We start from the raw sequence: 19,756 nt of genomic DNA, 5'->3' as shown, positions 1-19,756 counted from the left end.
CATGAACACCACCGCCCTAGTCAGTAATCTGGAAACCCATTTCAACTTAAATCCGGATAACGCTCGCCTATTGATCGTCGGTCTAGGCGCTACCGGCTATTCGGCTGCTCAATTTTTGCAAAAGACCCCGATTAAATTCGCCGTAATCGATAGCCGGAAAAATCCGCCGCTAATCGATAATTTGCGCGAACAAATGCCGGACGTACCGGTATTTTCCGGCGGTTTCGACCAGTCCGCACTAGATGTCGCCACTCATTTGCTGGTCAGTCCTGGCGTATCTTTACACGAAGCGGCCATCCAAAAGGCCGTACAGGCGGGCGTTACCGTACTCAGCGACATCGACTTATTCGCTTGCGCCACTGATAAACCGGCTATCGCCATCACCGGCTCCAACGGTAAAAGCACGGTTACCACCATGCTGGGCGAAATGGCTAACGCCGCCGGCGTCAAAACCGCCATCGGCGGCAACCTCGGCACACCGGCGCTGGATTTGCTGCAACAAGACGCCGAACTTTACGTATTGGAACTGTCCAGCTTCCAATTGGAGCGCACCACCGCTTTAAACGCCAAAGTCGCCACAGTATTAAACGTCAGTCCGGACCATCTGGATCGCCATGACGGCATGGCCGGTTATGCGGCGGAAAAGCAGCGGGTGTTTCGGGGTGACGGCGTGATGATCTTGAATGCCGACGACCCGATGGTCATGGCCATGCGCGATCCCGCCCGGCAAACATTGACTTTTTCCACCCAAACTCAAGCCGATTTTTATCTGCGTCGCGGCGAAATCGATACTTTAATGCAAGGCGAACAAGCCCTGATGGCAGCCAGTAAATTGCGCCTGGAAGGCAGCCACAACATCGCCAATGCGTTGGCGGCGCTGGCCCTGGGCACGGCTGCCGGCCTAAGCATCACCAAAATGTGCGATGCGCTTAGAAAATTCAAAGGCCTGCCGCATCGCATGCAAAAAGTCGCGGAAAAAGGCGGCATTAATTGGGTTAACGATTCCAAAGCCACCAACATCGGTGCGTGTATCGCCGCGCTAAACGGCTACGAGCATAAAGTTGTTTTAATTGCCGGCGGCGAAACTAAAGGTGCGGACATGAGCGAATTAGTGCCTGCCGTCACCGAAAAAACCAAGGCCGTGGTCCTGATAGGCAAAGATGCACCATTGATCGCACAAGCTTTGAATAACTGTGTGCCTGTCCATTTCGCCGGCAACATGAAAGAAGCGGTCACCATCGCCGCCAGTTTGGCCAGCGAAGGCGACAGCGTGCTGCTGTCACCGGCCTGCGCCAGCCTGGATCAATACCGCAGCTATGTTGACCGCGGCAATAAGTTCGCCGAAGCCGTGATGAGTCTGCCCTTATGTTGAAACCGACGCCCAAGCCCCGCGCGCAAAACCGCCTGCACGTCGACCCGGTGTTGATGTTGGCGTGCTTCAGCCTGCTGGGCATCGGTTTTATGCTGGTCACCTCGTCCTCTTTGCATTTGGGCGTCAAAATGGCCGACGACATTTCGCACTATCCCTTCAAGCAACTCATTCATATTGCTTTTGGCTTGGGCTTTTCCGCGATCATTTTGAACATACCGATGCAAAGCTGGGAAAGAATGGGCCAAACCCTGTTCATCGCCGGCCTGGCCTTGCTGCTGGTGGTATTGATTCCCGGTGTAGGCATCAGGGTTAACGGCAGTATCCGCTGGCTATCGATTCTGGGTTTGCGGATCCAGGTATCGGAAGTCGTGAAATTCATTTCGGTGATTTATATGGCCGGTTACGTCACCCGTCATGCCGACCACGTCCGCCGTTCCGCATTCGGCTTGGTCAAGCCGTTGATGCTGTTTTCGGTGGCTTGCGTACTGTTATTGCTTGAGCCCGACTTCGGCTCGGCGGTGGTGATTCTGATCATTGCTATGGGCATGATGTTTCTCGGCGGCGCCCGTATTTCTCAATTCATTATTTTATTGGGCCTGGTCGCCAGTTTGGCGGTGATCTTGGTCATTGAGTCGCCCTATCGACTGGCGCGGGTCACCAGCTTCATGGACCCGTGGGCCGATGCCAGAGATACCGGCTTTCAGCTCACCCAGGCCTTGATTTCTTTCGGTCGCGGCGAATTTTTCGGCGTTGGCTTGGGCAACGGTCTGCAAAAACTGTTTTACCTGCCGGAAGCGCATACCGACTTTTTGTTCTCCGTATTGGGTGAAGAACTCGGCCTGCTCGGCGTGCTGCTGATCATCGGCCTATTCGCCGCCCTGGTCGTGCGCGCCTTTGCGATTGGCGAGCAAGCCGAGCAAGCCGGTCTAAAATTTTCCGCCTTGGCGGCTTACGGCTTAGGTATCTGGTTTGGCTTCCAATCCTTCGTGAATATGGGCGTCAACATGGGCATGCTGCCCACCAAAGGTTTGACCTTGCCGCTGATGAGCTACGGTGGCGGCAGTATGATCGTGATGTGCGGCGCAATGGCCGTATTGTTTCGGATTCACTACGAAGTGACCGAACACAATAGAAGCAATGTGAAGGGGAAACACGCATGAGCGGCCGCATCGTGATCATGGCGGGCGGCACCGGCGGACACGTGTTTCCGGCACTAGCGGTCGCCCAGGAAATGCGAACACGCGGCTGGCAAGTCAGCTGGCTTGGCACCGAGAAAGGCTTAGAAAGCCGCGTGGTGCCCGCCAACAACATAGACATCGACTGGCTGGCGGTAGCCGGCATGCGCGGCAAGGGCTTGCTGTCCAAACTCGGCGCCGGTTTTAAATTGATCCAAGCCTGCCTGCAAGCACGGCGCATACTGAAGCAACGCCAACCTAACGTGGTATTGGGCATGGGCGGTTTTGTGGCCGGACCGGGCGGATTGATGGCGAAATGGCTGGGCATCCCACTGGTAATACACGAACAAAACCGGGTCCCCGGCACCACCAACCGCTTGTTAGTAAAGCTCGCTGCCAGCAAAGTCTTGGAAGCGTTTCCGGACAGCTTCGCCAAGTCGGTACACGCCGTCTGCACCGGCAATCCATTAAGGGATGCGTTCATTGATCTGCCGGAAAAATCCGAATGGCACCCGCAAGCCGGACGCAATTTAAGGGTTTTGATCCTGGGCGGCAGCCAGGGCGCCAAAGTCCTGAACGACACTGTGCCAGAAGCATTGGCCGGATTGAGCAATCTGGAGGTAAAGCACCAGACCGGCAGCGCGATGCAAGCCGAAGTGGCCGAGCGCTACCGCAAGCTGGATCTGAATGCCGAAGCCCTGGCCTTTATCGAGGATATGGCCGGCGCCTATCAATGGGCTGATTTGATTATTTGCCGGGCCGGCGCAATGACGGTCAGCGAAGTAGCGGCCTGCGGTTTGCCGGCGATTTTTGTGCCCTTGCTGCACGCCATCGACGATCATCAAACCGCCAATGCCAAATATTTAAGCGAAGCCGGTGCAGCCATCTTGCTGCCGCAACCCGAATTAAACGCGGACAATCTGCGTAAAACCCTAGAACAAGCCATGACATCATTAACTTCCATGAGCCGGGCCGCCAAAGCCAAGGCTAGACTCGCCGCCACTCAGACCGTAGCGGATATTTGCGTTGCGGAGGCCGCCGTATGAACCGCCCCCACATCGAAAACCAAGCACTGGGCGACATCGACAAAATCCACTTCGTCGGCATCGGCGGCACCGGCATGAGCGGTATCGCCGAAGTGCTATCCAACTTGGGCTATAGCGTGTCCGGCTCCGATATTAAAGGCTCGGCGGTTACCGACCGCCTGCAAGCGATGGGCGTGAAAGTCTATTTTGGCCATCACGCCGACAATGTGACTGATGTCGATGTGGTCGTCACCTCCACCGCTGTCGATAGAACCAACCCGGAAATCGTCACCGCCTACGAAAACCGCATCCCGGTAATTCCGCGTGCGGAAATGTTGGCGGAATTGATGCGTTTCAGATTTGGTATCGCTGTCGCCGGCACCCACGGCAAAACCACTACCACCAGCCTGACCACGATGATGCTGGCCGAAGGTGGCCTGGACCCCACTTTTGTGATCGGCGGCCGCTTAAACAGCGCCGGCGCCAACGCCAAACTGGGTTTGGGTAAATATTTGGTCGCCGAAGCCGACGAAAGCGATGCGTCGTTCTTGTTCCTGCAGCCAATGATGGCCATTGTCACCAACATCGACCAAGACCATATGGAAACCTATGGCGGCAGCTACAGCAAACTCAAGGACACTTTCCTGAAATTCCTGCATCAATTGCCATTCTACGGTTTGGCGGTGATGTGCATCGACGATCCGGGCGTCTGCGACGTGCTGCCTAATGTATCCAAGCCGGTGAAGACCTACGGCGTCAGCAGTTACGCCGACGTGCGCGCTGTCGATATTCGCCAGGACGGCTTGCGCACCCATTTCACGGTATTGCGTTGGGGTGATTTACCGCCCTTGCAAGTCACTCTGAATCTACCTGGCTGGCACAACATGCTGAACGCCTTGGCAGCGACGACTATCGCCACCGCCCTGGGTGTGGACGATGCGGCTATTGTAAAGAGTCTGGCGGAATTCAAAGGCGTAGGCAGGCGTTTTCAAATCAACGGCGACGTGGATTTCCAAGGCGGCAAGCTAACCTTGGTTGACGATTATGGCCACCATCCGCGCGAACTGGCCGCCACGCTGGAAGCCTTGCGCCAAGCCTGGCCGACGCGCCGTAAAGTCGTGGTGTTTCAACCGCACCGCTACACCCGCACCCGCGACTTGTTCGAAGATTTCGTGGAAGTATTGTCCAGCGTCGATGTGCTGATTTTGCTGGACGTGTATTCAGACCGGCGAAGCGCCGATCACCGGTGCCGACGGCAAAGCCTTGAGCCGGTCGATCAGGGTGCGCGGCCAGGTTGACCCGGTATTCGTGCAAAACCGCGAGGACTTGGCGACCATCCTGGCCGGCATCGTCGAAAAAGACGACGTGGTATTGACCATGGGTGCCGGTAACGTCGGCCAGATCGCCGCCGAGTTGCCGCAACAATTGGCCGAGGCCCTAAAGTGATGGTCGCTAGAGGCACTTTATTAAACAACGAGCCGTTGGCGAAATACACCAGCTGGCGGGTCGGCGGTCCGGCCCAGCACCTGTACATCCCGGAAAACAAGGCCGATCTGATCGAATTTATCGCCAGCCTGCCGGCCGGCGAACCGCTGTACTGGATGGGTTTGGGTAGCAATTTATTGGTGCGCGACGGTGGTATTCGCGGCACGGTGATCAACACCCGCGGCCGACTGAAAGAAATGTATCTCGCCGACTCCGAACGGGTTTACGTGGAAGCCGGCGTGCCTTGCGCGCATGTCGCCCGCTTTTGCGCGGATTTGGGCCTGACCGGCGCCGAATTTCTGGCTGGCATCCCCGGCACGATGGGCGGCGCGCTGAAAATGAATGCCGGAGCGTTTGGCGGTGAAACCTGGAGCATTGTGGAACGAGTGGAAATGATCAACCCACGTGGTGAAGTCATTCTGCGCGACCATCACGAATTTGAAGTGGCCTACCGCTCAGTCAAAGGACTGGCCGACGAATGGTTTTTGTCTGCTCAGTTAAAGTTGAGCAAAGGCAACAGCGAAGCCAGCCAACAACATATCAAAGCGCTGTTGGAAAAACGTAACGCCTCGCAACCGACCAATAAGCCGACTTGCGGCTCGGTATTCAAGAACCCGCCCGGCGATTACGCGGCGCGTTTGATCGAAGCCTGCGGCCTGAAAGGCTTTGCCATCGGCGGCGCGGTGGTGTCGGAAAAACACGCCAATTTTATCGAGAATCGCGGCAACGCCAGCTCGGAAGATATAGAAGCCTTGATCGAACATATTCAAACCCAAGTACAAACGCAATTCGGCATCAGTCTGCAAACTGAAGTCTGCCGGGTAGGTGAAAAAGCATGAAGCCATTACGCATCAAAAATGCTGCCGATTTCGGCAAAGTCGCCGTGCTGTTGGGCGGCTCCGCTGCCGAGCGCGAAATATCCTTGAACAGCGGCAACGCGGTATATCAAGCTTTGAAAGCGCAAGGCATCGACGCCGTCGCGATAGACGTGACCGCCAGCCCCATCGATGCCTTGGCGAGTGTTAAAGCCGACAGAGTATTCAACGTGATCCACGGCCGGGGCGGCGAAGACGGCGTGTTGCAAGCTGTATTGCAAGTTTTGGGTTTGCCTTACACCGGTTCCGGGGTGATGGCGTCAGCATTGAGCATGGACAAATTGCGCACCAAGCTATGCTGGCAAGGTTTGGGCTTGAGCACGCCGCTTTGGTTTGTGCTGAAAAGCGCTGCCGATATTGACGCCTGCATCACCAAACTGGGTTTTCCGCTGATCGTCAAGCCGGCACAGGAAGGCTCCAGCATTGGCATGAGCAAAGCTAACAACCGCGACGAACTGGTCGCCGCGCTGCAATTGGCCAAGCAGTATCTATGCGACGTTTATGCCGAGCAGTGGGTGCAGGGTCAGGAATACACTGTCGGCGTGCTGGACGGCGAAGCGCTGCCGGCTATCCGTTTGGAAACACCGAATACCTTTTACGATTTCGACGCCAAGTATCGGGCCAATACCACGAAATACCATTGTCCCTGCGGCTTGAGCGCGGAGCGCGAACAACAATTGCAAGCCTTGGCGGTACAAGCCTGCCAGGCCTTGAACGTAAAAGGCTGGGCGCGGGTGGATGTGTTTATCGACAGCAATGGCCAATCGCAACTGATCGAAGTGAATACCGTACCCGGCATGACCGACCACAGTTTGGTGCCGATGGCGGCGAAAGCGGTCGGCATCAGTTTCGAGGAATTGGTCTGGCGCATTTTGGAAACCAGTATGGCGGGTACAGGTGAGCCGGTTTAGTGTGATTTTAATGACCTCGCTGTTGATCGGCGGCGGCTGGTGGACTTGGCAGCAATTCGGTGTCAGCGCACTGAGCAGCAAGCCGATCCGCTACGTCAAGATTGAAGGCGCGTTCCAATACACCAGCAAAGACAGGCTGAAAGAAGTATTGGCGCCGCAAATGAAACAGGGCTATTACCAGGCCGACATGAACGCGATTCATCAAGCGATCAAAGCGCTGCCATTGGTGGATAAGGTCGATGTGAAGCGGGTGTGGCCGGATGCGGTGCATATCAAAATCACCGAGCAAAAGCCGGTGGTACGCTGGGGCAAATCGGCGCTGCTGAACAAACAAGGCGATTTATTGGTGCCGGACAATATCGACGAATTTAAAAATTTGCCGCTGATTACCGGCCCGGACGGCCAGGAAAAGAAGCTGCTGGAGATCATGAAAGGCGTCTACATCGTGCTGAAGGATAAATCGATGCAGCTCGCGGAATTTCATGTCAACGAACGGCGAGCCTGGCGGATTAAGTTAGCCAGCGGCATGGAAATGCAATTGGGCAGAAAAGCACCGCTGGAAAATATGCAACGCTTTTTAAAAACCATGGATTTATTGGGCGAGGAACAGCTGGCGCAAATAGCTAGTGTGGATACTCGATACCCGAACGGCTTTGCAGTGACCTGGAAACCGGAAGTCACCAACATCGATTGGAAAGCAATCGTGGAAAAAAATAAAAACCTGATTTAAACGCTTACTGAGCATAAACAATGGCCAAAAAGACAGATCGAAATTTATTAGTGGGGCTGGATATAGGCACGTCGAAAGTGGCTGCTATCGTTGGTGAATACCGGGGTGGCGACGAAATCGAAGTGATTGGCATCGGCACCGCACCGTCCAAGGGCTTGAAGAAAGGCATCGTGGTCAATCTGGAATCGACAGTGCACTCCATCCAGCGCGCGATAGAAGAAGCCGAATTGATGGCGGGTTGCCAGATCAAATCGGTGTTTGCGGGCATCGCCGGCAGCCATATCAAAAGCCTGAATTCGCACGGCATCGTGGCGATCAAGGAAAAGGAAGTGACCCAGCACGACATCGATAGAGTGATCGATTCGGCGCGGGCAGTGGCGATTCCGGCGGATCAGAAAATCCTGCACATCCTGCCGCAGGAGTTTGTGATCGACCAACAGGAAGGCATCAAGGAGCCCATCGGCATGTCCGGTATTCGTTTGGAAGCCAAGGTGCATATGGTCACCAGCAGCGTCAGTGCCGAACAAAACATCGTCAAATGTATCCGTAAATGCGGGCTGGACGTGGACGACATCGTGTTGGAGCAACTGGCCTCCTGCGCGGCGGTATTGACTGACGATGAAAAAGATTTGGGCGTCTGCCTGATCGACATCGGCGGCGGCACCACCGACATCGCGATTTTCTCGGAAGGCGCGATCAAGCACACGGCGGTGATTCCCATTGCCGGTGATCAGGTCACCAACGACATCGCCGTGGCGTTGCGCACACCGACCAAAAACGCGGAAGAAATCAAACGCCAATACGCTTGCGCGTTGACGCAATTGGCTGACCCGCAACAAACCATCGCGGTGCCCAGCATCGGCGACCGCGAGCCGCGCAAGATCTCGGCGCAGAATCTGGCGGAGATCGTCGAGCCGCGTTATGAAGAATTGATGTTGTTGGTACAAGCAGAGTTAAGAAGAAGTGGCTATGAAGATTTAATTGCCGCCGGCATGGTGATTACCGGCGGCAGTTCGCAAGTGAGGGGATTGGTCGAATTGGCGGAGGAAATATTCCATATGCCGGTTCGCATGGGGGTACCGCTGCATGTATCCGGATTGACCGATGTAGCGGAAAACCCGATTTATTCGACCGCGGTGGGTTTGTTGCTGTACGGCAAGGATCATCACGGCCGGGCGTTAGGCATGAACGATGATGGCGCGGATCTGTTGTCAAAAATCAAAAGCTGGTTTCAAGGAAATTTTTAATTTTTTGTCTGGAGGGTGTGAAAATGAAATATGAATTATTGGATAGTAGCGGCACCGCGGTTATCAAAGTCATCGGCGTGGGTGGCGGTGGCGGCAACGCGGTTAACCACATGGTGGAAGACGGTATCGACGGCGTGCAGTTTATCTGCGCCAACACCGATGCCCAAGCCCTGCGGGAAATGAACGTAGAGTCCATCGTGCAATTGGGTGTTGAACTCACCAAAGGCCTGGGAGCGGGCACTCGCCCTGAAGTCGGTAGAGCCGCAGCGGAAGAAAATCGTGACCGCATCCGCGAAGTCATTGCCGGCGCCGACATGGTGTTTCTGACCGCAGGCATGGGTGGCGGTACCGGTACCGGTGCCATCGCGGTATTTGCCGAAGTGGCGAAAGAACTGGGTGTATTGACAGTCGCTGTCGTATCCAAACCTTTTGATTTTGAAGGTTCCAAGAAAAAAGGCGTGGCCGATGCCGGTTTACGCGAACTGGAAAAACTGGTCGATTCCTTGATCATCATTCCTAACCAAAAACTGCTGCCGACTTTGGGCAACAATAAATCGCTGGTAGAAGCATTCCGCGCCGCTAACGACGTGTTGCGCGACGCGGTACAAGGTATCACCGAGCTGATTACTCACCCTGGCTTGATGAACGTCGACTTTGCCGACGTCAAGACTGTGATGTCCAATATGGGCAGCGCCATCATGGGCACCGGCGTCGCCAGCGGCGAAAATCGCGCCCGTTTAGCGGCGGAAAAAGCCATTGCCTGCCCACTGCTGGACGACAACAATCTGCAAGGCGCGCGCGGCATTTTGGTGAACGTCACCTCCAACGGCGACTTGGGTTTGAACGAGTTCGACGAAATCGGCAGCATCATGCACGCCTTCGCTTCCGAAGACGCCGACATGAAAATCGGTATGGCAGTTAATCCAGCCATGGGCCAGGAAATTAAAGTCACCGTCGTCGCCACCGGTATGGGTGAAAAAGCCAAGCAAGCGGCTTCGCCTATCAGCCTGGTGAAAAAAGTCGCGGCCGGCGAGATCAATTACGATCAATTGGACAAACCGACCATCGTCCGCCAGCAAAAACAGGAATCGACTCGGGAATCCCGTTTCGGCGCGCAACCTAGAAACGACGTCGATTTGGATTACTTGGATGTACCGGCTTTCTTGAGACGTCAAGCAGACTAAGGTCCGCTTGCCACGAGTCCTTATGAGGCTGCACAACCAAGTTCGGGGGGAGCTATCGCATAATCTGTGATAGACTCCCCGGCTTTGTTTTACCTATTTGTCGGCATTTCATGATTAAACAGCGTACTTTAAAAAACACCATCAGAGCCACCGGCGTTGGTTTGCATACCGGCGATAAAGTGTATCTGACCCTGCACCCCTCCGAGCCCGATACCGGCATCCGTTTTCGCCGCGTGGATTTGGAAACCCCGGTGATGATAGCCGCGCGCCCTGAAAATGTCGGCGAAACCAAGTTGTCCACCACGCTGGTCCGCGACGGCGTTAAGGTGTCCACCGTCGAACATTTGCTGTCAGCTTTGGCCGGTTTGGGCATAGACAATGCGATTGTCGATGTCAGCGCCGCCGAAGTGCCTATCATGGACGGCAGCGCCGGTCCGTTTGTGTTTCTGTTGCAATCGGCCGGCGTGGTCGAACAGGACGTACCCAAACAATATATCCGTATCAAGCGCGCAATCCGCGTGGAAGACGGCGACAAGTGGGCGGCGTTCGAACCCTTCGAGGGTTTTAAAGTTACCTTTACCATCGATTTCGAACATCCGGCGTTTTCCGAGCATTTGAAAACCGCGGTGATGGATTTCTCTTCGACGACCTTCGTTAAAGAAGTCAGCCGGGCCCGTACTTTCGGCTTTATGAAGGACATCGAGTTTTTACGCGAGAACAATCTGGCGCTGGGCGGCAGTCTGGATAACGCCATCGTGGTGGACGACGATAAAGTGTTGAACGAAGACGGCCTGCGTTACGCGGACGAATTCGTGAAACACAAAATTCTCGACGCCATCGGCGACTTGTATTTGTTGGGTTACAGCCTGATTGGCGAATACCAGGGTTTTAAATCCGGCCACGCGCTGAACAACAAGTTACTGCTGAGCCTGATGAACGACAAAGACGCCTGGGAAATGGTGACTTTCGAAAATGCCGAGGACGCACCGATTTCCTTTATGCATTCCGCGCAAACATCAGCACGCGCGACAGGCTAATCCCGCATCACACAGACATTAAGCTGTGCCGTGGCCGGTCAACTTGATCGGCCACAATCCTGCCAAAACCTACTAATCTTCCCGCAAGCGTTTCGCCAACGTAGCACCCAAACGCGCCAAAGCCGCCGCCAAAACATCCTGTTGGTCCGCCTGCTTAATCTGCTGTGCGATCAAACCGACATTTTCCGCTGACGGCAAGCGCGGTGTGCGTTTTGGCCGAATCGGCTCGCCTGTCGGCGGGACAATCCGTACTTGCAAGCGGACAATATAGGGATGCCCCACATCATGCAATTTGTCTAAAATCGCTCGATTGAAAAACCGAATTTGCGATGCCCAGCTGGCCGAATCGCAGTACAACAGTATCTGCGCACCTGACGCCACGCAATGTTGAGCATGCGGAGCAATCTCAGCCGGTAACGCCGTCCTGACAATGGTAAGCAAGGCCTGTTGCGCGTTAATTTTGGCCACACACAGATTCAACTGCTTGTTGTCAAAATCCAGCGCTGTCTTAAACACATTTTTGCGATAACGAGTCATTGCTAATTCATTTGCTCTGAGCCGACTTTTGGATATTCCAGAATCAGGCCCTGTTGATCGTTTTTAATAATATGCCAGCCATTTGCCACTATTTGCCGTTCATCAACGGCTGACAAAGGCAAATTTTCAGATTCCACACCGAATCGGCCCGGAAATAAACCGACGCGAATTGGTCTGCTGCCGGCTTGCTGTTTTATGTCACTGACAGCTTCGAGCACTGACATATACCCATCACCTGCGGACATGAACGCTCGCATTTCACCACCCTTTGTCCCTGCGGCAATGGCTTCAATCTGGCGGACTCGTGCGCCGCACTCTATCCGAAACACATGCGCCCAGTTCGATACCAAGTAAGTATCTGCCTGATTGCCGCACAAATAGGCTTTTCCAATTGAAAATGCCTGCGCCAATTTCGGGTAGTCGTTATCGCTGTTGCGGAAACTCTCCGAATTGACCGCATAGCTAGCATGGAAAAACACCAAGCAAACCGAAATCGCCAATTTGGCCTGCTTCCAGGCAATAATAGCGGGCTGCCTGCCATGATCAGCCAACAGCGCAAACATTCCAGCCCATAAAAAAGGCGAATATTGCAGGGTGTGGCGAAGATTAATCACCTCGCCCCATTGATAGCGGGTACGGGCAGCAACGACCACGCAGGACCCCATGACCAGATAAATAGTTGAAATAGTCAAGGTTTTTTTACCGAAAGTCGGTAGATTGGAGCAACGGTATTTATAAGCCGCGTAGGCAGCGGCGATAATCAAAACCCCGAATCCCAGTAAACCAGGCAGCGACCAAGCCACATACCGGGCACATTCGCTACAAGCCGTTGCATCCTTTAGCAAAGCCTCGATATAGGTGCGTAAATTCTCGACAAAACCTATCGTGCTTGGCCCCATCACATAGGGATTCAGCGACCCAAACATCACTATATTTCTGAGCAGCAGCGGCGCTACGACCACGGCCATGCCAAACATCGCCGCAACAGCGCGCAGCAAAACAACGCGCCGTTCCCCAGCGGCGCTGCTTAACCAGCAGTAGCAAAAATAACAAATAACGCTAGCCAGCAGCGCTAAATGCGCATTTCTGATTGCGTAAGCTATACCGGCAAGCAAACCAGCGAAGATAAAGCCGACGATGGACCGCGAGTTAAGCGTCAACCCAATAACAGCCACCGCTAACCATAAACCGAATACATCGGTCAGCCCCATCAGCGAATGCTTGAGCACACCGGGTGATAACGCTGCTAATCCGGCCAGCAGCAAAGCATAAAGTGGTCCAAGGCTCTGCCGAAAACTGAAAAATAATAACCACGGCAATGTAATGGCGGAAAAATGCGCCAAACCTATCGCGGCATCTTTCGCATCGATACCGAAACTGGAAACGGCCGCCAGAACGACAGCAAAACCCACGGGAAACAAACGATTCTCGACCTGATCCTGATCTCCCGGCGCCAAGCCATACGGAGTAATCAGCAAGCTGCCTGAATTGAGAAAATTTCTGGCTTGTTCGATATAGCTGGCGCTGTCAGGCGTAAACGGAAAACTCGGCGACCGGTAGTGCATATGCACCATCATCACTAGCGATATCGCTGACAGAATGCATAATTGATGTAAAAGAGCTCTGAATTGCCAAGTCATACTTACTTATTAGTTATCTCGTAACAGGGTCAGGAATTGGCTACGAGCCAAACGCCCTCGCAAATCAGCAAAATGCCCAAGACGCGGAAAGCAGTGACAGTCTCGCCGAGCAGCATGCCGATCAGCACGGTTAATGCGAAACCCAGGCCTACCAAGGGATAGGCTTTACTGACATCCCAGGATGCCAAAACCTTCAACCAAACTATGGCGCCGACACCGTATAAGGTAAACCCGGCAAACACAAATTTGTTGGTAAATACGATCCAAGGCAGGCGTGGTGTCAGCGGCCCGGCCATCGCCTGCTTGACATCCACACTGGACATGCCGAGTTTCAGCATAAACTGCGCGGCAACAGACAGGACGATGCTAAAAATAGCGATCAGTAGAATTTGCATGGCTTATTCCCAATGTGAAAAATGAGCGGCTAATGTGGCGAACAGCATCAAGAGCACTGTGATCCGGCTACCGAAGTCGCGAACCGCAAACACCAGCGGGTCATCGTGCATTTCCCCGCGAGCGGTTTTAATCCACAGGCGTGCTAACCAATAAATAAGGCCTATCGCCACAAACCATAACAGCTGCGGATTTAGGTAACGTATCTGAGTCTCCGCCGAGGTAATAAATAAACCAAACACCACCACCGCGCACAACGCGGAACTGACGCCCAAGGGCCAGAGCACGACCAGATCCACCGCCCGGTAATCGCGGCCGTGTGTGGTTTCCCGGCCTTTTTGTTGCAAAGCGACCAGTTCGGAACAACGTTTGACTAAAGCCAGACTGAAAAAGATAAACACCGAAAAAGCCAACAACCAGGAACTGGTCGCTACCGACGCGGCCACGGAGCCGGCAATAATCCTGAGCGTATACAGCAGAGATAGCACCATTACATCGATCAATACATAGGATTTCAATAGCCATGTATACGTAGTGGTGACGAATAAATACAGCAGCAACATACCCAAAAAGGCCTGCGACACGGCGAGCGCTAACACCAGGCCGGTCAGCAATAGCCCGCAAGCGGCTGCCAGACCTTTCAGAATGGGCAATTCAGCGCTGGCAAACGGCCTAAATTTCTTACGCGGATGATTACGGTCGCTGTCCAGGTCCCACAAATCGTTACCCATATATGTGGCGGACGCGGCCAAGGAAAACCCGAAGAAGCCCAGTACAACGGTACCCAACTTATCCAAATCATCAAACGAAAATGCCGTTAGCAGCGGCACGAATATCAACAAATTTTTCAGCCATTGGTGCACCCGCAGCGCGCGCAACCACAACCGGATTTGATTCAGGTTGGCGGTAAATTCCTGTTCTATTGCTGTATGTTCCCGCACGAATTTCGCGACCGGCTTTGAGGTATTAACCAGGATTGCGGCTTGCGCGGCTCGCCAAATCGGCAAATCGGCCTCGCTGTCACCCGCATAGACAAAATTCGGCCCCACTGCCTCGCGGATGGCCTCCAGCTTGTTGACACCTTTTAAATTTCGGCTTTCGTCGCTGCCTAACACTTTATCGAACAAATCCAGATGCTTGGCAACCGCATCGGCAATATTGGTATGCGCAGCGGTAGCCAACACCAACTGTCTACCTTTGCGTTTTTCCGCGCGCAAATACTCCAGCAAATCAGTCCGATAAGGCAAACTCTCGACATCAAGGGCCGCTGCTTGCGCCACGCGCGCTTTAAACGCCGCTCGCCCCTTCGCTAACCAAAACGGCAATTTGAATATAGCGTGCGGCTCCCGTTTACAGACCTGTAATACCGATTCGACCAAGGTGTCGGTGGGCGTCAGCGTGCCATCCAAATCAACGACAAGCGCGGCTAGCGAAGTTTCTGTCATGTTATGTTTCTTTTAGATTGATTGGTGCAACGCTGAAAAAATCGAAAATATCTGGCTCATCGAAGGCATTGTAATGTAACAGCAATTCCGCAAGCTACGTTTAACTGGGCCCGCGCGGCCACCCACAACCTCCCTTGACCGCGTCCCGCTTAATCCCCAGAAAAATCCAAGTACAATCCGGGCAACATTTTTCTCGTTGAGTCTGCCTGTGACCCTGTTACTATCAACGACAATACGGTCCTGCCAAGCGGATTATCCGAATCAACAATGACAATATTGCGGAGGTTTTAATGACAAACTTATCGATCAAAACATTTCTAGCGCTATTTCTGGCGAGTCAAAGCATAGCCCATGCCGCCGATCTCACCCGCGCCCAAGTCGAGCAAATGCTGGCCAAGGCCGACAAGCAACACCCCGCCGACCTGCGCCGTAAGGACCTAACCGACCTGGACTTGTCGAATCTGGATTTTCGCAATGCCGACTTATGGGGCGCCGATCTGCGACGCTCCAATCTGAATAAAAGCAATCTGCAAGGCCTCACGCTGGATTTAACGGTGATGACCAATATCAAGCTGAGCGCCGCTAATCTAGCCAACACCAGCATCTTCGGCGTCAGCCTGATGCACGCCGACCTGAGCAACGCCGATATGAGCGGCAGCCGGGTGGTGGCGATCATGGACGGCGCGAATTTAAGCCACGCCAATCTGAGCAATGTGCAGTGGGCGGCGGACATGAAGAATCAATCGATGGGCTTGATGCGCGCCAGCTTGAAAGGCGCCAATTTGACCGGTGCCAATCTCAGCAACGCCCAGCTTGGCCGGGCCATGTTAAAACACGCCAAACTGAATAACGCCAACTTACAAAACGCCGATCTGTATTCCGCCGAAATGGACGGCGCCAACCTGACCGGCGCCAATTTGACCAACGCTAATTTCTCGCAAGCCAAATTGCACGACGCGATTTTTACCGAGGCCGTGACGACCGGCACCCGCTTCGACGGCGCCCAAAACCTGCCCGATTCCGTCAAGCCCACCTCTTCCAAATAATCGAGACCACTTCATGCAAATCCCCAAGCAATTACTGCAACGCAAATCCGTCGAAGCCTTGACCGATGTTCAGCACGGCTTAAAGCAAACACTGACGGCCAAAGACTTGACCATCCTGGGCATAGGCGCGGTGATCGGCGCCGGCATCTTTGTGCTGACCGGCATCGCCGCCGCTAAATATGCCGGTCCTGCCATCGTAGTATCGTTCATTCTGGCCGGCATCGCCTGCGGCCTGGCGGCCATGTGTTACAGCGAACTGGCGGCGATGATTCCGGTTTCCGGCAGTGCCTACAGTTACGCTTACGCGACGATGGGCGAATTGATGGCCTGGATCATAGGCTGGGATTTAATCCTGGAGTACGCTCTGGCCAGCAGCACGGTAGCGATCGGCTGGGCCGGTTATCTCACCAGCTTTCTGGAAAATTTTGGCGTACATTTACCCACTTATCTCACCACGGCCTATCTGGCCAACCCCGCGGCCGGCTTCATCAATCTGCCGGCGGTGGCAATCATTTTATTGCTGACCGGCCTGTTGGTGATCGGCATCCGCCAATCAGCCATCTTCAATTTCGTCATGGTACTGATCAAGTTATCGGTGATCATCGTATTCATCGTCGCCGGCTCCCAACACATCGAAACCGGGGAGAATTGGTCCAACTTCATGCCTTTTGGCTTCGGTGGCGTATTGACCGGGGCCGGGGTAATTTTCTTTGCGTACATCGGCTTCGACGCCGTTTCCACCGCCGCCCAGGAAGCCATCAACCCGCAACGCGACGTACCTATCGGCATCATCGGTTCGCTGGCGGTCTGCACCTTGCTGTACATTCTGGTGGCCGGTGTGTTGACCGGCATCATTTCCTATACCGAGCTCAACGTCCCCGCACCCATTGCGCTGGCGGTCGATCATGTCGGCATGGGCTGGCTGTCACCGATCATTAAAATAGCCGCCATCGCCGGCTTAACCTCGGTGATGCTGGTACTGCTGATGGGCCAAAGCCGGATTTTCTTCTCGATGGCTAAAGACCAGCTGCTACCGCCGTTGTTCGCCCAAGTCCATCCCAAGTTCCAAACCCCGCATTTGTCCACCATCCTGGTCGGCGTGGCAGTGTCTTTACTGGCCGGCTTCATGCCTATCGAAAAGCTCGGCGAATTGGTGAGTATCGGCACCTTGTTTGCGTTCGTGTTGGTGTGCGGCGGCGTCTGGATCCTGCGAAACAGCCATCCGGAAATGCAGCGCCACTTCAAATGCCCGGCGGTGCCTTATGTGCCGATTGCCGGAATTTTAGTGTGTTTGAGCTTGATGGCGGGCTTGCCGATTGATACGTGGATTCGGTTATTCGTTTGGCTGGTGATTGGGTTTTTGATTTATTTTGGGTATGGGGTGAAGCATAGTCAGCTTCGATCTTCTTAACTTTTGAAGTTGACTGGCTTTCAACTAGTCCGTTCGCCCTGAATTTGTCGAAGGGCTACTAATGTGTCGCTAACACGACGGTTTAATTTAATGTCGGGTCTCGGCCCGACAGCCGCGATACTTTCTTTTGCATGGCCAAAAGAAAGTATCCAAAGAAAAGGCCACCCGGATGCCGCTTATTCCCTGCGCTCCTGGCTTTTGAACGGGGTCGCCGAAAGGGGCTTCCTGCCCCTTCGGCAACGTGCGGCATCCCTGCCGCACCCCTTCGGGCTAATCCGTCCAAAAGCTCCGGTGCTCGGTGCGGCATACGGGAGAAAACCCACCGGGGATTTGAAATTCAATTAGTTACGATCAGATATATGCTGCTGACATAAGGAGGTGCATCGTTCGCGATCAATGCGCTTCACGTCGTTCAATACATCTACGGTCCTGGATATAACCGGGGTTTATATGAAATTGAAAAATACAATTCGCACTGGAATACAGTGCAAAGCCCACTGCTGCTTTTGCCTTACGGCTTTACCAATGACCGAGATTAAAACATGGGTTGGGACCTTTTAAATTTGTTTATCGCTCCGGGGACCTTGCGCTTAATCGTCTGGGCAGTGGCGATAGGCGCTGTCGCGACTTTTCTGGTAGTGCTGGGGTTTAGCGTTTCCGCCGCCCGGCGCAATATCGATAATCCTAAACTCAGATATCTAGCCATGGGTTTAGTGTTGGCGATATTTCTGATGCCTGTGGCTTACAAGCTCCATCAAAACCACCTGAAACAACAAGCGCTGGACGCCAAGCTCGCCACCATGACCAAGGCCTTGGATCGCTATCACGAACTGTGTAAAGGCGCGGGTGAGAAGATTTATCGTACCGTCGATGATGTCGATGGGGTGTTTTTGATGAAACTCGAGTTCGATGAGAATTCTGACATTAGCCAGTACAGCAATGCGGCCAAGAGTCCTTATGAAAGTCTTGGGGATTTCGACAGGGTTCTGTATAAAACTTTCCACTCTATTCGGTATATGAGTTTCGATGGCTATATTGAATCGTTTTTGAACGATGGCGGTTTCGGGCGTGATTGCTGGGTTGGCGATACCAATAGGTGCAAGCAGCAGCCCGCGTTCAAATACGTCGAGGCTATCGACCCCGGCGACGGTAAACGTTACCGCTATACCGGCAGTTGGCAAAGAAACGACAAGGTTAAAGGCAAGGAATGGAGCGAACTGCTTCGTAAAGTTGGCTACATCCCGCGCGAACAGTTAGTGCCGGCCAAACCCGGTGATAGAGCTTGGTACGACTTAGTGCTGACTCGCGAACCAGCCGGCGATCCGCCGCCGCGCTATGGCGTGACCTACGACGACCTGGAGACCCCGGAAGAGCGGAAGATGTGGATTGCCGGCAGCGCCTTGAAAGTCATCGATTTGCAGACCGGCGAATTGCTGGGCGAGCGCATCGGTTATTTACATGATCGAGGTGGCGGCAGTGTGGCTGGCGGCCGGCAGCCATGGTCATTTGCTAAAACCGGACTGGGCTGGTCGTGTCCTCCACAGAGAGTGGTAGGCCGTTCCAAGCGTGATTTCATAATGGATGTATTACATACCAATCAAGGAGTTAAACCATGAACGAATCGACGATCTCATCTCATTCCCACGCGCCGCGTGGGAATGCAAACCTGCCGCGCTGCGGTCAGCTAAAACCAATCCCGATAAACCGGCAACAGCCCTTCCTGCCCTGCATAATTCCGGGCACTCGAATAACGCCAATGCTCCGGGAAATCAACATAACCGCGTTTGACCGGATTCAGGTGGATATAGTCCGGTTTCTGCCGCAAGACCTCGGGGTTCTCGATCATCTGCGGATGACTTCCTTCTTCCCACAACTGATATTCCCTGTCAGTTTTGTGCGCTTTGCGGAACCAGCGTAACTGCTGCAACAAGCGTTCGGCATTGATAGATTCCAGATAATTGATCAACTAACGCGCCGTATATGACTTGAAGTGGGCTAATTGCTCACGTAAATCGTCAGCTTGTAGTAATAGGTGCAAATGATTTTCCAGAATGACGTAGCCGTATATTAGCCAATTGCGCTGTTGTTGACGGTAAAACAAGGCGTACAGAACGATTTGCACGGTAGCCGGTCGGGTAAATAACGGTATCCAGTTCAGTACAGTGCAGGTTAAGAAATACGGCTGTTGGGATTGGAGAATACGGTAACAACTGCCGCCCATGAGTTTGACCTCGTTTGCTTGC

16 protein-coding genes and 2 pseudogenes are annotated in these 19,756 nt (G+C 53.8%); 13 read left to right on the top strand and 5 right to left on the bottom strand.

The window, feature by feature from the left end; translation table 11 throughout:
• Position 1: 1 nt before the first annotated feature.
• From murD to lpxC, 10 genes and pseudogenes are all read left to right on the top strand, one after another.
• Positions 2 to 1,372 carry a UDP-N-acetylmuramoyl-L-alanine--D-glutamate ligase gene (murD, locus tag ACH5Y9_RS22500; RefSeq protein ID WP_445367662.1) on the top strand — a complete coding sequence of 457 codons (1,371 nt, stop codon included), beginning with the start codon at positions 2 to 4 and terminating at the stop codon, positions 1,370 to 1,372.
• Positions 1,366 to 2,532, top strand: a complete 1,167-nt coding sequence (ftsW, locus tag ACH5Y9_RS22495) for a putative lipid II flippase FtsW (protein WP_445367661.1) — start codon at positions 1,366 to 1,368, stop codon at positions 2,530 to 2,532. The genes murD and ftsW overlap by 7 nt, the downstream gene beginning before the upstream one ends.
• On the top strand, positions 2,529 to 3,593 hold the full coding sequence (gene murG, locus ACH5Y9_RS22490; RefSeq protein ID WP_445367660.1) for an undecaprenyldiphospho-muramoylpentapeptide beta-N-acetylglucosaminyltransferase: 1,065 nt from the start codon (positions 2,529 to 2,531) through the stop codon (positions 3,591 to 3,593). Before ftsW ends, murG begins: the two co-directional genes overlap by 4 nt.
• Positions 3,590 to 5,018: pseudogene (gene murC / locus ACH5Y9_RS22485) on the top strand (UDP-N-acetylmuramate--L-alanine ligase). Before murG ends, murC begins: the two are co-directional and overlap by 4 nt.
• Positions 5,018 to 5,896, top strand: coding sequence for a UDP-N-acetylmuramate dehydrogenase (murB, locus tag ACH5Y9_RS22480; RefSeq protein WP_033156791.1), 879 nt, complete (start codon positions 5,018 to 5,020; stop codon positions 5,894 to 5,896). The pseudogene murC and the gene murB overlap by 1 nt, the downstream one beginning before the upstream one ends.
• Positions 5,893 to 6,843, top strand: coding sequence for a D-alanine--D-alanine ligase (locus ACH5Y9_RS22475; protein ID WP_445367659.1), 951 nt, complete (start codon positions 5,893 to 5,895; stop codon positions 6,841 to 6,843). Before murB ends, ACH5Y9_RS22475 begins: the two co-directional genes overlap by 4 nt.
• Positions 6,830 to 7,573, top strand: a complete 744-nt coding sequence (locus tag ACH5Y9_RS22470) for a cell division protein FtsQ/DivIB (RefSeq protein ID WP_445367658.1) — start codon at positions 6,830 to 6,832, stop codon at positions 7,571 to 7,573. Before ACH5Y9_RS22475 ends, ACH5Y9_RS22470 begins: the two co-directional genes overlap by 14 nt.
• A 20-nt stretch (positions 7,574 to 7,593) precedes the next feature.
• Positions 7,594 to 8,820 (top strand): cell division protein FtsA, encoded by a 1,227-nt coding sequence (gene ftsA / locus ACH5Y9_RS22465; protein ID WP_020483769.1) that lies wholly within the window; start codon positions 7,594 to 7,596, stop codon positions 8,818 to 8,820.
• Between the two features lie 23 nt (positions 8,821 to 8,843).
• On the top strand, positions 8,844 to 10,004 hold the full coding sequence (gene ftsZ / locus ACH5Y9_RS22460; RefSeq protein ID WP_033156793.1) for a cell division protein FtsZ: 1,161 nt from the start codon (positions 8,844 to 8,846) through the stop codon (positions 10,002 to 10,004).
• Positions 10,005 to 10,114: 110 nt separating this feature from the next.
• Positions 10,115 to 11,041 carry a UDP-3-O-acyl-N-acetylglucosamine deacetylase gene (gene lpxC / locus ACH5Y9_RS22455; protein WP_033156794.1) on the top strand — a complete coding sequence of 309 codons (927 nt, stop codon included), beginning with the start codon at positions 10,115 to 10,117 and terminating at the stop codon, positions 11,039 to 11,041.
• A gap of 72 nt (positions 11,042 to 11,113) precedes the next feature.
• Here lpxC and ACH5Y9_RS22450 read toward each other — a convergent pair whose 3' ends face one another.
• From ACH5Y9_RS22450 to ACH5Y9_RS22435, 4 genes are all read right to left on the bottom strand, one after another.
• Entirely contained in the window at positions 11,114 to 11,578 is a 465-nt protein-coding gene (locus tag ACH5Y9_RS22450) for a DciA family protein (RefSeq protein ID WP_445367657.1), read from the bottom strand.
• A 2-nt stretch (positions 11,579 to 11,580) separates the two neighbouring features.
• Positions 11,581 to 13,143 (bottom strand): hypothetical protein, encoded by a 1,563-nt coding sequence (locus tag ACH5Y9_RS22445; protein ID WP_445367656.1) that lies wholly within the window; start codon positions 13,141 to 13,143, stop codon positions 11,581 to 11,583.
• Between the two features lie 104 nt (positions 13,144 to 13,247).
• The gene (locus ACH5Y9_RS22440) at positions 13,248 to 13,613 is read right to left on the bottom strand and encodes a membrane protein (protein ID WP_033156796.1); all 366 of its coding nucleotides are present in this window, start codon (positions 13,611 to 13,613) and stop codon (positions 13,248 to 13,250) included.
• 3 nt (positions 13,614 to 13,616) lie between these two features.
• Positions 13,617 to 15,056, bottom strand: coding sequence for a UbiA family prenyltransferase (locus tag ACH5Y9_RS22435; RefSeq protein ID WP_445367655.1), 1,440 nt, complete (start codon positions 15,054 to 15,056; stop codon positions 13,617 to 13,619).
• Positions 15,057 to 15,346: 290 nt separating this feature from the next.
• Between ACH5Y9_RS22435 and ACH5Y9_RS22430 the strand changes: the two genes are divergently transcribed.
• From ACH5Y9_RS22430 to ACH5Y9_RS22420, 3 genes are all read left to right on the top strand, one after another.
• Entirely contained in the window at positions 15,347 to 16,102 is a 756-nt protein-coding gene (locus tag ACH5Y9_RS22430; protein WP_253734560.1) for a pentapeptide repeat-containing protein, read from the top strand.
• Between the two features lie 13 nt (positions 16,103 to 16,115).
• Positions 16,116 to 17,513 (top strand): amino acid permease, encoded by a 1,398-nt coding sequence (locus ACH5Y9_RS22425; RefSeq protein ID WP_445367654.1) that lies wholly within the window; start codon positions 16,116 to 16,118, stop codon positions 17,511 to 17,513.
• A 542-nt stretch (positions 17,514 to 18,055) separates the two neighbouring features.
• Positions 18,056 to 19,129, top strand: coding sequence for a hypothetical protein (locus ACH5Y9_RS22420; protein ID WP_445367653.1), 1,074 nt, complete (start codon positions 18,056 to 18,058; stop codon positions 19,127 to 19,129).
• Between the two features lie 68 nt (positions 19,130 to 19,197).
• Here ACH5Y9_RS22420 and ACH5Y9_RS22415 read toward each other — a convergent pair.
• Positions 19,198 to 19,734, bottom strand: a pseudogene (locus ACH5Y9_RS22415) (REP-associated tyrosine transposase).
• Between the last annotated feature and the right edge of the window lie 22 nt (positions 19,735 to 19,756).

The sequence above is a fragment of the Methylomonas sp. BW4-1 genome, assembly GCF_052474385.1.
This window is presented reverse-complemented; position numbering and strand designations above follow the sequence as displayed.

Bases quoted from the DNA above. Each gene is read 5' to 3' on its own strand.
- murD (WP_445367662.1), top strand. From the start codon at position 2: ATGAACACCACCGCCCTAGTCAGTAATCTGGAAACCCATTTCAACTTA.
- ftsA (WP_020483769.1), top strand. From the start codon at position 7,594: ATGGCCAAAAAGACAGATCGAAATTTATTAGTGGGGCTGGATATAGGC.
- ACH5Y9_RS22435 (WP_445367655.1), bottom strand. From the start codon at position 15,056: ATGACAGAAACTTCGCTAGCCGCGCTTGTCGTTGATTTGGATGGCACG.
- lpxC (WP_033156794.1), top strand. From the start codon at position 10,115: ATGATTAAACAGCGTACTTTAAAAAACACCATCAGAGCCACCGGCGTT.
- ftsZ (WP_033156793.1), top strand. From the start codon at position 8,844: ATGAAATATGAATTATTGGATAGTAGCGGCACCGCGGTTATCAAAGTC.
- murG (WP_445367660.1), top strand. From the start codon at position 2,529: ATGAGCGGCCGCATCGTGATCATGGCGGGCGGCACCGGCGGACACGTG.
- ACH5Y9_RS22430 (WP_253734560.1), top strand. From the start codon at position 15,347: ATGACAAACTTATCGATCAAAACATTTCTAGCGCTATTTCTGGCGAGT.
- ftsW (WP_445367661.1), top strand. From the start codon at position 1,366: ATGTTGAAACCGACGCCCAAGCCCCGCGCGCAAAACCGCCTGCACGTC.
- ACH5Y9_RS22425 (WP_445367654.1), top strand. From the start codon at position 16,116: ATGCAAATCCCCAAGCAATTACTGCAACGCAAATCCGTCGAAGCCTTG.
- ACH5Y9_RS22440 (WP_033156796.1), bottom strand. From the start codon at position 13,613: ATGCAAATTCTACTGATCGCTATTTTTAGCATCGTCCTGTCTGTTGCC.
- murB (WP_033156791.1), top strand. From the start codon at position 5,018: ATGGTCGCTAGAGGCACTTTATTAAACAACGAGCCGTTGGCGAAATAC.
- ACH5Y9_RS22475 (WP_445367659.1), top strand. From the start codon at position 5,893: ATGAAGCCATTACGCATCAAAAATGCTGCCGATTTCGGCAAAGTCGCC.
- ACH5Y9_RS22445 (WP_445367656.1), bottom strand. From the start codon at position 13,143: ATGCACTACCGGTCGCCGAGTTTTCCGTTTACGCCTGACAGCGCCAGC.
- ACH5Y9_RS22450 (WP_445367657.1), bottom strand. From the start codon at position 11,578: ATGACTCGTTATCGCAAAAATGTGTTTAAGACAGCGCTGGATTTTGAC.
- ACH5Y9_RS22420 (WP_445367653.1), top strand. From the start codon at position 18,056: ATGGGTTGGGACCTTTTAAATTTGTTTATCGCTCCGGGGACCTTGCGC.